This window comes from Pseudomonas sp. W17 (assembly GCF_040268305.1).
GTDB classification, from domain to species: domain Bacteria; phylum Pseudomonadota; class Gammaproteobacteria; order Pseudomonadales; family Pseudomonadaceae; genus Aquipseudomonas; species Aquipseudomonas protegens.
The window spans coordinates 2,936,481-2,948,649 of sequence record NZ_CP158490.1 but is presented as its reverse complement, the minus strand read 5'-3'; the positions used below and the strand labels follow the sequence as shown (position 1 = coordinate 2,948,649).

The following is a 12,169-nucleotide window of genomic DNA, read 5'->3' as shown; positions in this document are numbered from 1 at the left end:
GAGAGGCATCCGACCAAGGTCGAGGCGGTCGCGCGGCGGGCTGGGTTGCAGGTAATATGGCGGACTTTCGCGCAGCCCCCTTTGCGCTTCTCGCCGAAATAAGCCGACCCCATGCCCTTCGAACTCAGCGTAGACCTGACCACCCTCGCCATTCTCGCCCTCGTGGCCTTCATCGCCGGTTTCATCGACGCCATTGCCGGCGGCGGCGGCCTGCTCACCACCCCGGCCCTGCTCACCGCCGGCCTGCCGCCGCACCTGGTGCTGGGCACCAACAAACTCAGCTCGACCTTCGGCTCGGCCACCGCCAGTTTCACCTTCTATCGGCGCAAGCTGTTCCACCCCAGGCAGTGGACCCACGCCATTGTCGGCACCCTGGTGGGCGCCCTGACCGGGGCCATCGTCGCTCACTACCTGCCGGCGGAATGGCTGAACAAGATGCTGCCGGTGATCGTCTTCGCCTGCGGCCTGTACCTGCTGTTCGGCGGCACGCCCAAGGCGCCACTGGACAGCGACGCACCGATCAAGAAGAAGTGGCAATCGAGCCAGGGCTTCAGCCTGGGCTTCTATGACGGCGTGGCCGGCCCCGGCACCGGGGCGTTCTGGACCGTGAGCAGCCTGCTGCTCTACCCCATCGACCTGGTCAAGGCCAGCGGCGTGGCCCGCAGCATGAACTTCGTCAGCAACATCGCGGCGCTGTCGGTGTTCGTGTTTTCCGGGCAGGTGGACTGGATCATCGGCCTGTGCATGGGCCTGTCGGTGATGGTCGGGGCCTTCTTCGGCGCACGCACCGCCATCAGCGGTGGTGCCAAGTTCATTCGCCCGGTGTTCATCACCGTGGTCCTTGGGCTGACCGTGCGCCTAGCCTGGCAGCACTGGTTCAGCGTGGCCTAGGCGGCGCGCCACATAGAGATCGATCAGGTAGCGGGCAATCGAGCGCGAGGCCGGCAACGGCGGTAGCGCATGGACGCTGAACCACTGGGCGTCCTCGATCTCGTCTTCCTGGGGAATGATCTCGCCGCCGGCGTATTCGGCGTGAAAGCCCAGCATCATCGAATGGGGGAACGGCCAGCATTGGCTGCCCACGTACTGGATGTTCCTGACTTCGATGCTCACCTCTTCGCGTACCTCGCGAATCAGGCAGTCCTCCGCCGACTCGCCCGGCTCGGCAAAGCCTGCCAGGGTGCTGTAGACCCCGGTGACGAAGCGCGGCGAACGAGCCAGGAGGATTTCGTCACCGCGGGTGATCAGCACGATCATGCTCGGTGAAATGCGCGGGTAGCTGCGCAGGTCGCAAGGCTGGCAATACATCGCCCGCTCCCCCGGCACCTGGGCCATGGGCCGCCCGCAACTGCCGCAGTACCGGTGCTCCCGGGCCCAGGTGCCGATCTGCGCGGCATAGCCCAGGACCTTGTACAGGGTGTGATCGCCCTCCAGCATGAAGGCCCGCAGGCCTTTCCAGCCGCAGCCCGGCACTTCGGCGCGGGCGCTCAGTTCCAGCAGGTACACCGGCTCGCCATCGAGATGGCCGATGCCGTGTTCCGCCAGCAGCGGCAGGTCCTGGCCCTTGAGCCAGTGCCGGGGGAACAGCGCGCCGTTGTCGTCGTAGAGAAAGCCGTCCGGGCCGCGGGCCACGGCCCAGCCGCCGGGAAGGTCGGTGTCGAGTACTGCGGTGGTCCAGCGTTCAATCATCGTCAATCAATCCAGAAATTCGGGTTTCTGTTTGCTCATATGGGCGGCGATGGCCACGCGCAAGTCGTTGGACTGCAACATGGCAGCGTTCCAGGTGGCGACATATTCCAGGCCGTCATCAATACGGTGGTCACGCATGTAGCTGAGCATTTCCTTGGTGCCGCTGACCGCGATCGGCGACTTGGCGGCGATCTCCCGGGCAATTCCCATGACCCCGTCCAGCAGGCTTGCGGCATCGCTGTAGGTCCGGTTGACCAGGCCAATGCTGCGTGCTTCCTCGGCACCGAAGGTGCGCCCAGTGTAGGCCAGCTCGCGCAGGATGCCGTCGCCGATGATACGTGGCAAACGTTGCAGTGTGCCGACATCCGCAGCCATGCCGATATCGATTTCCTTGATCGAGAATTGCGCATCGTCCGCGGCGTAACGCATGTCGCAGGCGCTGATCAGGTCGATGGCGCCCCCCAGGCAATAGCCCTGGATCGCCGCCAGCACCGGCTTGCGGCAATTGTCCACGGCGTTGAACGAGGCTTGCAGCTGGAAGATCTTGCGCCGCAGCAGGCGCGCGTTGCGGCCCACATCCTTGCCCAGTTCGTTGGCCACCCCGGCCAGCATCATCAGGTCGATGCCCGAAGAAAAATGCTTGCCGGCACCGCTGAGCACCACCACGCGCACTGCGTCGGTGTCGTCGATCCAGCGGAAGATCTCGACGATCTCGCTCCAGAACGCGGCGTTCATGGCGTTGATCTTTTCCGGGCGGTTGATCTGCACATGGGCGATGTTGTCAGCGAGTTCGACGCGAAAGGCTTGGTATTCGGACATGGCAGTGATCCTTTACTGGGCAGAAAATGAGGGCCGAACTATAGCAAGGGCCGGCGGCGGGCCGTAAGGCAGCGCATCGGCCAAAAGCGGGACTGACCACCGCCCCTGCAGGCGCCGGCTTGCCGGCGAAGAGGCCCCTGAGCCGGGGCCCCGTCCGGATAACGCCTTCGCTGGCAAGCCAGCGCCTACATGGGGGCGATGTGGGGGGGATGAGCTCAGCCTTGCCGGGTGCAATAGAAGGCGGCGGTCGTGTAAGGCACGGTGACCTGGGCCTTGCCCCGCAGCTGCGGCTCGCTGTCGATCAGGGCGGCGATCTGCCGGTCCACGGCCTCGCGTTCGGCCTGGGGCAAGGCGGCGATGAAGCTGGTGGAGCGCACACGGTTGAAGATCACGTCCTCCGGCGTGCCGCTGTGGCCCTGGGTGAAATGCTGTTCCTGCAGGGGCCCGAAACCCGGGTGGGGAAAGGCCTGGCGCCAGGCACCGGTGTAATAGCGCGGGGTATCGGCCTGCAAGGCATTGACGATGGCGTCCAGGCGCGCCACCCAGGGCACCCGGGCATCCCGCAGGTTCCACACCAGGGCCAGCTTGCCGCCGGGCTTGAGCACGCGATGGATTTCCTCAAGTGCCGCGCGGTGGGCAAACCAGTGAAAGGCCTGGGCACAGACCAGCACATCCACCGAGGCATCCTTGAGCGGCAGCGCCTCGGCGCTGCCCTCCAGTACCTGGGCCTCGGGCTGGGCCGCCGCCAGCCTGGCGCGCATTTGCTCGACCGGCTCCACCGCGATCACCTGGGCCCCCGTGGCCAGCAAGCGGCCGGTGAACTTGCCGGTGCCGGCGCCCAGGTCCACCACCACCCTGCCCGGCCCGAGGCCCAGCGTCTCCCGCAGCCAGGGCTCAAGGGCTGGCGGATAGTCCGGCCGGCCCCGCACATAGGTATCGGCGGCCTGTTGGTAGCCGTCGGCCGCAGCATGATGAATCGCCTGATCGTTCATGGATGAACCTCCTCATTGCGGGTGAGTACGAACAGGATAAACCGTGCCCGACAACAGACAGCATGAAACTCCTGTCAGTTGCACCCCCGCCGCAGGAGCGGGCTGTAGGAGCTGGCTTGCCAGCGAAGGCGTTACCCGCAGGGGCGCTCGGCTCAGGGGCCTCTTCGCCGGCAAGCCGGCTCCTACGGATTCAGGCCCTGGGCGGGGGCGGCAGGCTCAGGCGAAAACGCGCGCCGCCCAGGGGCGAGGCTTCCACGGTCAGGGTGCCGTCCTGGGCTTCCAGGGCCCGGCGGCTGATCGCCAGGCCCAGGCCGAAGCCGCCGGTGGCGCGGTCGCGGCTGCGGTCCAGGCGGTAGAACGGCTCGAACACCCGCTCGCGCTCGTCGTCGGGAATGCCGATGCCGTCATCGTCGACCCAGATCTCGCAGCCGTCGTCGCTGACCAGCACCCCCACCTGGATGCGCTTCTCGCAATAACGGGTGGCATTGCGCAGCAGGTTCTGCAAGGCCCGGGCGGTCAGCCGCGGGTCCAGAGTGAAACGTTCCAGGGCACCGTGCAGCAGGACGTCGATGACGATATCCGACTCCAGCTCATCGTCGACACTGCCCAGGATGCTGTCGATGAACTCGTCCAGGGACACCTCGATCTGCTCCGGTAGGCACGCCGGGTTCTGCAGGCGGCTGTAGGACAGCAGCTCCAGGACCAGTTCATCCAGTTCGCGAATGTGCGCCACCAGCCCTTGCAGGCGCTCGCGGCTGGCCGCCGGCAAATCGTCGGAGAGCGCCAGGGCCAGGCCGAAATCCAGCCGGGTCAGGGGCGTGCGCAGTTCGTGGGACACCGCGTTGAGCAGGTCACGCTGCTGGTTCAGGAGTTTTTCGATATCCCCGGCCATGGTGTCGAAGACATTGGCCAGGCTGCCGATGTTGGAACTGGCGGGCAGTTGGGTGCGCTCGCCCAGATGGCCCTTGCCGAAGCGTTCGGCGGTGCGCTTGAGGCGCTCCAGGTCACGCCAGTGCGGGCGCACCCAGAGCAGCAGGCAGGCCAGCAGCACGGCGACGATCAGGACATTGATGCTCCAGTACAGCAGGTTGACGTCCAGCGGGTCCGGCGGCACCACCAGCTTCACCGCCAGTTGCTCATCCAGCGGCGACACCGCCAGGGTGCGCCAGCCCCAATCGCCCAGGCGCACCACTTTCTCGCCGCGTTGCAGGCGCTCGCGCTCGTAATCGCTGAAATCCGGGTCATCGATGCGCACCAGGGCCACCTGCAACGGGTGGAACTCCTCGTCCATCTCCTTGACCAGGGTCGGCCACTGCTGCGCCGGCAAGGCGCGGAACTGCTTGACGATCAGGCTCTGCAGGCCCCGGGACTGGTCCAGGTTGTAGTCCAGGAAACGCTCGTGGAAAACCTTGATCACCAGGTCCGGGATCAGGTAGATCGCGGCGCTGAAGGCAATGATGGTGATCAGGTACAGACGGACCAGGATGCGCAGCATGGAATCAGCATTCCCACTCGGAACGGCTGAACAGGTAACCCTTGCCCCACACGGTCTTGATCTTGCGCGCCTCGCCGGCGTGATCGTCGAACTTGCGCCGCAGCTTGGAGATCGCCACGTCCACCGAACGATCGGTGCCGTTGAATTCGATGCCCCGCAGGCGCTGCAGGATCTGGTCGCGGCTCAGTACTTCACCGGCGTGCCGGGCCAGCACCACCAGCAGGTTGTACTCGCCGCTGGACAGCTCCACCAACTGCTCGCGCCAGGTCACGGTGCGCTCCGACAGGTCGATGCACAGGTTGCCCATGAGGATCTGGTCGCTGGCGCTCTGCGGCTCGCTGAGGCTGCTGCGGCGCAACAGGGTACGGACCCGGGCCAGTAGCACTCGCGGTTCGCAAGGTTTTGTCACATAGTCGTCGGCGCCCATTTCCAGACCCAGCACCTGATCATGGCTATCATCCCGCGCGGTCAGCATCAGGATCGGCAGGGTCGCCGAGTCGGCGCGCAACAGGCGGCAGACTTGCAGGCCATCCAGGCCCGGCAGCATCAGGTCGAGGATCACCAGGTCCGGCGGGCTGGCCTTGGCCCGCTCCCGCACCTGGTCACCACGGCTGATCACGCTGACCTGATAGCCATTGCGTTCCAGGTAGCTGGCGATCAGTTCGGACAGCGCGGTGTCGTCTTCGACAAGAAGAATATTGGGCATGGAGAGCGATCTTTATTGAAGAAATACAGAATACCGGCGTTCTTTATAAGGCACCGGGCAAAACCAGCAAGGCGCCAAGGATATACAACCCTGGCCGCACCGGTGCGCAGGCTTCACACTTTTTCACACAGCACCTACACAGCTTCACAGCGGGCCTTGACCCATGCCCTTAGCATGCCGAGGTCATTATTGGGGTATCAGCATGTCGAATAAACTCTTTGCGCCATTCTGCCTGGTCGTTCTGGCAGCGGCGCTGAGCGCGTGTGGCAAGACCGAAGGCGAGCAGACGCCGCCACCGGCCAAGGTACGGATCGAAACCGTACAGAGCCAGGCCCTGTCCATCACCAGCGAACTGAGCGGGCGCATCGCCGCGCCACGGATCGCCGAAGTCCGCGCCCGGGTAGCCGGGGTGGTGCTGCAACGGACCTTCCGCGAAGGCTCCGACGTCAAGCAGGGCGAGGTCTTGTTCCGCATCGACCCGGCCCCGTTCAAGGCTGACCTGGACAGCGCCCAGGCCAGCCTGCGCAAGGCCGAGGCCACCGCCTTCCAGGCGCAGTTGCAGGAGCAGCGCTATTCCAAGCTGGTCGCCGACCAGGCCATCAGCGGCCAGGAATACGACAATGCCCGGGCTGCGGCACGCCAGGCCAGCGCCGACGTCGCCGCCAACCAGGCCGCGGTGCAGCGGGCCAAGCTCAACCTCGGCTATGCCACCGTCACTGCGCCGATTTCCGGCCGGGTCGGCCGCGCCCTGGTCACCGAAGGCGCCCTGGTGGGCCAGAACGAGACCACGCCGCTGGCGCTGATCCAGCAACTGGACCCGATCCACGCCGACCTGACCCAGTCCACCCGTGAACTCAACGACCTGCGCCGGGCCTTCCGCGCCGGTCAGTTGCAGCAGGTGGGCAAGGACCAGGCCAAGGCGACCCTGATCCAGGACGACGGCAGCCTCTACCCGCTGCCGGGCAAGCTGTTGTTCGCCGATATCAGCGTTGACCCGAGTACCGGGCAGATCATCCTGCGCAGCGAGTTCCCCAACCCGGACCTCGACCTGCTGCCCGGCAGTTTCGTGCGCGTGCGCCTGGAACAGGCGGTCAACCAGCAAGGCATCAGCGTGCCGCAGCGAGCCATCCAGCGCGACAGCGCCGGCATCGCCCAGGTGCTGCTGGTGGATGCGCAAAACAACGTGGTGCAGCACCCGGTGCAACTGGGTGGAGTGCAGAACGATCGCTGGATCGTCACCGAGGGCCTCAAGCCCGGTGACCGGGTGATTGTCGAAGGCCTGCAACACGCCCGCCCCGGCGAGCCGGTGGAAATCGACGCCAGCCCCCTTGCGCACGTCCAGAACCCTGGCCAGTAGGTAGTACACATGCCGCAATTCTTTATTGACCGCCCGGTATTCGCCTGGGTGGTCGCCTTCTTCATCCTGTTGGCCGGCGCCCTGGCGATCCCCCAACTGCCGGTGGCGCAATACCCCACCGTGGCCCCGCCGCAGATCGAGATCTACGCCGCCTACCCGGGAGCCTCGGCGCAGACCCTGGACGAATCGGTGGTCAGCCTGATCGAGCAGGAGCTCAACGGCGCCGACCACCTGCTGTACTTCTCGTCCCAGAGCAGCCTCGGCAGCGCCACCATCACCGCCACCTTCCAGCCGGGCACCAACCCGGAACTGGCCCAGGTGGACGTGCAGAACCGTCTCAAGGCGGTGGAACCGCGCCTGCCCCAGGCGGTGACCCAGCAGGGCCTGCAGGTGGAGAAAGTCTCCGCCGGCTTCCTCTTGCTGATCACCCTGACCTCCAGTGACGGCCGCCTGAACGATGTCGCCCTCAGCGACTACCTGGCGCGCAACGTGATGAACGAGATCCGCCGCCTCGACGGCGTCGGCAAGGCCCAGTTGTACGGTGCCGAGCGGGCCATGCGGATCTGGCTCGACCCGCAGAAACTGATCGGTTTCAACCTGACCCCGGCCGACGTCAACGCCGCGGTGGCGGCGCAGAACGCCCAGGTTCCGGCCGGCAGCATCGGCGACCTGCCCAACCCCGCCAGCCAGGAAATCACCGCGACCATCCTGGTCAAGGGCCAGCTGTCCAGCCCTGAAGAGTTTGCCGATATCGTCCTGCGGGCCAACCCCGACGGCTCCACGGTACGCATCGGCGATGTGGCTCGGGTAGAAGTCGGCAGCCAGGAATACCAGTACGGCACCCGCCTGAACGGCAAGCCGTCCACCGCGGTGGGCGTGCAGTTGTCCCCCGGGGCCAACGCGTTGAATACCGCGACCCTGATCCGCGCCAAGATGGACGAGCTGTCGCGCTATTTCCCGGCCGGCGTGGAATACAAGATCCCCTACGACACCTCGCCCTTTGTCAAGGTCTCGATCACCAAGGTGCTCTACACCCTGGCCGAAGCCATGGTGCTGGTGTTCCTGGTGATGTTCCTGTTCCTGCAGAACATCCGCTACACCCTGATCCCCACCCTGGTGGTGCCCGTGGCCCTGATGGGCACCTTCGCCACCATGCTGGCCCTGGGGTTCTCGATCAACGTGCTGACCATGTTCGGCATGGTGCTGGCCATCGGCATCCTGGTGGACGATGCCATCGTGGTGGTGGAGAACGTCGAGCGGATCATGGCCTCCGAAGGCCTGTCGCCCAAGGAAGCCACGCGCAAGGCGATGCAGCAGATCACCGGGGCCATCATCGGCATCACCCTGGTGCTGGTGGCGGTGTTCATCCCCATGGCCTTCATGCCCGGCTCGGTGGGGGTGATCTACCAGCAGTTCTCGCTGTCCATGGCCACCTCGATCCTGTTCTCGGCGTTCCTCGCCCTGACCCTGACCCCGGCCCTGTGCGCCACCCTGCTCAAGCCCATCGCGGCGGGCGAACACCATGAACGCACGGGGTTCTTCGGCTGGTTCAACCGGCGCTTCGAACGCCTGAGCGACAGCTATCAGGGCGGCGTGACCTATGCCCTCAAGCGTACCGGCCGCTACCTGCTGATCTACCTGGCGCTGCTGGCGATCATGGCGCTGCTGTTCAGCCGCCTGCCCTCCTCCTTCCTGCCAGTGGAGGACCAGGGCTACACCATCACCGACATCCAGCTGCCACCTGGTGCCAGCCAGAACCGCACGATCAAGGTGGTGGAGCAGATCGAAGCGCACAACGCCAGCGAACCGGGAGTCGGCGACAGCACCATCATTCTCGGCTTCAGCTTCTCGGGTAACGGGCAGAACGCCGCGCTGGCCTTCACCACGCTCAAGGACTGGTCGCAACGGGGCAGCGAGGATTCGGCGATGTCCATCGCTGACCGCGCCAACGCCGCCCTCGGCGCGATCAAGGATGCCGTGGTGTACGCCGTGCTGCCGCCGCCGATCGATGGCCTGGGTACCTCCAGCGGCTTCGAGTTCCGCCTGCAGGACCGTGGCGGCGTCGGCCACGCGGCCCTGATGCAGGCCCGGGACGAGCTGCTCAAGGCCACGGAAAAGAGCCCGATCCTGGCCAACGTCCGGGAAAGTGCCCTGGCCGAAGCGCCGCAGGTGCAACTGGAGGTCGACCGCAAGCAGGCCAACGCCCTGGGCGTGTCCTTTGCCGATATCGGCAGCCTGCTGTCCACCGCCCTGGGGTCGTCCTACGTCAACGACTTCCCCAACCAGGGGCGGATGCAGCGGGTGGTGATCCAGGCCGAAGGCGACCAGCGCAGCCAGGTCGAAGACCTGCTGCGCCTGAACGTGCGCAACAGCGCCGGCAAGATGGTGCCGCTGTCGGCCTTCGTCCGCGCCAGCTGGAGCCTGGGCCCGGCGCAACTGACCCGCTACAACGGCTACCCGGCCATTGCCGTCTCCGGCGAGCCGGCCCCTGGCCACAGTACCGGTGAAGCCATGCAGGAAATCGAACGGCTGGTGGCGCAGTTGCCCACCGGGCTGGGCCTGGAATGGACCGGCCTGTCACTCCAGGAACGGCTGTCCGGCAGCCAGGCGCCGATGCTGCTGGGCCTGTCGCTGCTGATCGTGTTCCTGTGCCTGGCGGCGCTCTACGAGAGCTGGTCGATTCCCACCTCGGTGCTGCTGGTGGTGCCCCTGGGGGTACTGGGCGCAGTGCTGGCGGTGAGCCTGCGCGGCATGCCCAACGACGTTTTCTTCAAGGTCGGCCTGATCACCATCATCGGCCTGTCGGCGAAGAACGCGATCCTGATCATCGAGTTCGCCAAGAGCCTGTACGACGAAGGCCATGATCTGATCGATGCCACGGTGCAGGCTGCACGCCTGCGCCTGCGCCCCATCGTCATGACCTCACTGGCGTTCATCCTCGGCGTGGTGCCCCTGGCCATCGCCACCGGCGCCAGCTCCGCCAGCCAGCAGGCGATCGGTACCGGGGTGATCGGCGGCATGATCACCGCGACCCTGGCAGTGATCTTCGTGCCGGTGTTCTTCGTGGTGGTGATGAAGCTGGTCAAGCGCGGCTCGACCAAGGGCTGAGGCCCTCTCGGCGGGCCCCATCACGGGGCCCGCACCTTCTACCCTGAGAGCCCCTGCTAAAAAGCGCTTCAGTCCTGCAACAGGCTGGCCAGGCGCTCGCGGGAAGTTTCCGGCTCACCTTCGACAGGCTGCGCAGAAGACAGGATGGGAGTGGAATAGAGCAACAGCAGCACCACAGCCAGACGCATTACCATGCTATCGATCCTTGCTCGGGAAAGAGTCAATAATTCAGCGTCAAATTTAAACATATGGCTATGTGATACTACCAAGCAAAATTTGCCACGCATGCAGATTGCGTCGCAAACGCACCACCCATTTGCGTCATCACTGGCGCCACATGCCTCGGGGGCCTGTCTGCCGGCAAGTGGAACCCCGCCCAACAAGCCCCCTAGGGGAGAAGGCCCCGAGCGAAAGGTCGTCGCCCCCGGCTCTGGCTCTGACTAACGGAGCCGCTACAGGGAAACGCCCTCCTCACCCTACACTTGGCCATCCACCAAGGCCTGGATCTCTGCGAAGACATGTAGACCCAGGCTCGCCGGGACGCCCCAATAATCAAAGATCCCGCCCTCCTCTCGATGCTGGCCACAGGTCACAAAAATGCCGGTCCCAAACCTCTGCTTCAGGCGCATTGCCAACCAGCCAACGAACCCGCTGTTGTCGGCGCCGTCGGGAAAATGGAACCGGAAGACCGCGAACAGCTCTTGCTCGACGTCCGCACAGGGGACTAGCTGACTCCATACCTTGTCATCTCTTACGAGCGCCAGTGCATCAGGGCGTGCGGCACCAGGAAACGACGACAAAGGAAACTCCAGAAACGCGTAAGTGCCGGGGAAGAACCGGACACGCGCCTCGGTCATTACGTGCAACAGTCTGCGCTGCGTATCCTCTGCCGTTTCGTGGGAAATGTTCACCATTGCATACCCTCCGTTGCGTAAAGCGCGCTGCGCTTCTTTTTATTGACCCACGAAATGCTAAGCATGAAGATCTTGAAGATAAATGTTCAATATCAAATAACATTAACAACCAAAGGTTGTAGATATGGATAAGCTGAAAAGCATGGCGGCGTTCGTTGCAGCAGCGGAGGCAGACACCTTCTCGGCAGCGGCTGCGGTGCTAGGCGTCACTCCACAGCTGATAGCCAAGCAGGTCGGCAATCTGGAATCTCAGCTAGGAATCAAACTGATCACCCGAACCACCCGCCGCCAAAGCTTGACCGCCGTGGGCAGGGAATATTACTCGCGCTGCAAGGCTATCCTCAGTGACGTTGAAGACGCCGATGAACTGGCGCAGTCAGCAAACTCGACTCCCCGCGGCAAAATCAGAATCAGCGCGCCCTACAATTATGGTTCCCACAGACTCATCCCGTTCCTGACCCAATACCTGACGCGTTACCCGGAAACGGAAATCGAGCTGGAGTTGACGGACAGGTTCGTGAACATCGTGGAAGAGGGATACGAAGTCGTGTTCCGGCTGGGCAAACCCCTGCTGGCCGACAGCGCGACCTTGGTTCAACGCGGCTTGAGACCTTTCAGGATGTTTGCTTGCGCATCCCCCGCTTATCTGTCGCGCAAAGGGACCCCGCTCCATCCCGAGCAACTCGTGGACCATGATTGTCTGGGCTATCTCTTCTCTGATCGAATGACGGACAAACTCTGGCGATTCACCAAAAACAGGCAGACGTTCACCATCCCCATCACGAGTCGACTGAAAGTCAATAACACCCAGGCCAAGGTGAACGCCGCACTGTCGGATTTCGGCATCACGCTCTGCGTCGAGGATGTCCTGATGCCCTACGTGCAACGGGGTGAACTGGTCGTACTCTTCGAGGAGTTCGAAGGGCCCACGTATCCCGTCAATCTGATCTACCCCTTCGACCGTCGCCCCTGCGCCAAGCTCAGGCACTTCGTAGACGAAGTCGTCGAAGCCTTGGGTGCACCGCAGGCCTGATAGAGCAAGGGCCGCTTGCAGCCGGTCGTGCTGGCCGTCCGTGGTTGACCGAGGTC

Annotated in this window: 11 protein-coding genes; 4 read left to right on the top strand and 7 right to left on the bottom strand. The window is 64.5% G+C overall.

The features are described from left to right. The first annotated feature begins 111 nt into the window (after window positions 1–111). On the top strand, window positions 112–891 hold the full coding sequence (locus ABCR88_RS13810) for a TSUP family transporter (protein ID WP_011061548.1): 780 nt from the start codon (window positions 112–114) through the stop codon (window positions 889–891). Here ABCR88_RS13810 and nudC read toward each other — a convergent pair. The 5 genes from nudC to ABCR88_RS13785 all read right to left on the bottom strand — a co-directional run bounded on the left by nudC (window position 859) and on the right by ABCR88_RS13785 (window position 5,701). Continuing rightward, the gene (gene nudC / locus ABCR88_RS13805) at window positions 859–1,689 is read right to left on the bottom strand and encodes an NAD(+) diphosphatase (protein WP_011061549.1); all 831 of its coding nucleotides are present in this window, start codon (window positions 1,687–1,689) and stop codon (window positions 859–861) included. The two genes, ABCR88_RS13810 and nudC, sit on opposite strands and share 33 nt — an antisense overlap. Before the next feature lie 6 nt (window positions 1,690–1,695). Further along, window positions 1,696–2,508, bottom strand: coding sequence for a crotonase/enoyl-CoA hydratase family protein (locus ABCR88_RS13800; RefSeq protein WP_015635797.1), 813 nt, complete (start codon window positions 2,506–2,508; stop codon window positions 1,696–1,698). A 215-nt stretch (window positions 2,509–2,723) separates the two neighbouring features. Then, a complete protein-coding gene (locus ABCR88_RS13795) occupies window positions 2,724–3,500 on the bottom strand; it encodes a class I SAM-dependent methyltransferase (RefSeq protein ID WP_015635798.1) in 777 nt (258 codons plus the stop codon). A gap of 190 nt (window positions 3,501–3,690) precedes the next feature. Continuing rightward, window positions 3,691–4,995, bottom strand: a complete 1,305-nt coding sequence (locus ABCR88_RS13790) for an ATP-binding protein (RefSeq protein ID WP_011061551.1) — start codon at window positions 4,993–4,995, stop codon at window positions 3,691–3,693. Between the two features lie 4 nt (window positions 4,996–4,999). After that, the gene (locus ABCR88_RS13785; protein WP_011061552.1) at window positions 5,000–5,701 is read right to left on the bottom strand and encodes a response regulator transcription factor; all 702 of its coding nucleotides are present in this window, start codon (window positions 5,699–5,701) and stop codon (window positions 5,000–5,002) included. A 202-nt stretch (window positions 5,702–5,903) separates the two neighbouring features. Between ABCR88_RS13785 and ABCR88_RS13780 the strand changes: the two genes are divergently transcribed. Further along, window positions 5,904–7,058 (top strand): efflux RND transporter periplasmic adaptor subunit, encoded by a 1,155-nt coding sequence (locus ABCR88_RS13780; RefSeq protein ID WP_011061553.1) that lies wholly within the window; start codon window positions 5,904–5,906, stop codon window positions 7,056–7,058. Window positions 7,059–7,067: 9 nt separating this feature from the next. Continuing rightward, complete coding sequence (locus tag ABCR88_RS13775) at window positions 7,068–10,166, top strand: efflux RND transporter permease subunit (protein WP_232644646.1); 3,099 nt, start codon at window positions 7,068–7,070, stop codon at window positions 10,164–10,166. A 68-nt stretch (window positions 10,167–10,234) separates the two neighbouring features. Here the strand turns inward: ABCR88_RS13775 and ABCR88_RS13770 are convergent, their stop codons facing one another. Further along, window positions 10,235–10,360, bottom strand: coding sequence for a hypothetical protein (locus tag ABCR88_RS13770; RefSeq protein ID WP_258230278.1), 126 nt, complete (start codon window positions 10,358–10,360; stop codon window positions 10,235–10,237). A 282-nt stretch (window positions 10,361–10,642) separates the two neighbouring features. Then, window positions 10,643–11,080 (bottom strand): DUF6196 family protein, encoded by a 438-nt coding sequence (locus tag ABCR88_RS13765; protein ID WP_350404728.1) that lies wholly within the window; start codon window positions 11,078–11,080, stop codon window positions 10,643–10,645. A gap of 124 nt (window positions 11,081–11,204) precedes the next feature. Here ABCR88_RS13765 and ABCR88_RS13760 point away from each other — a divergent pair, with 124 nt between their 5' ends. Beyond that, window positions 11,205–12,113, top strand: coding sequence for a LysR family transcriptional regulator (locus tag ABCR88_RS13760; RefSeq protein ID WP_236184759.1), 909 nt, complete (start codon window positions 11,205–11,207; stop codon window positions 12,111–12,113). Window positions 12,114–12,169: the final 56 nt, after the last annotated feature.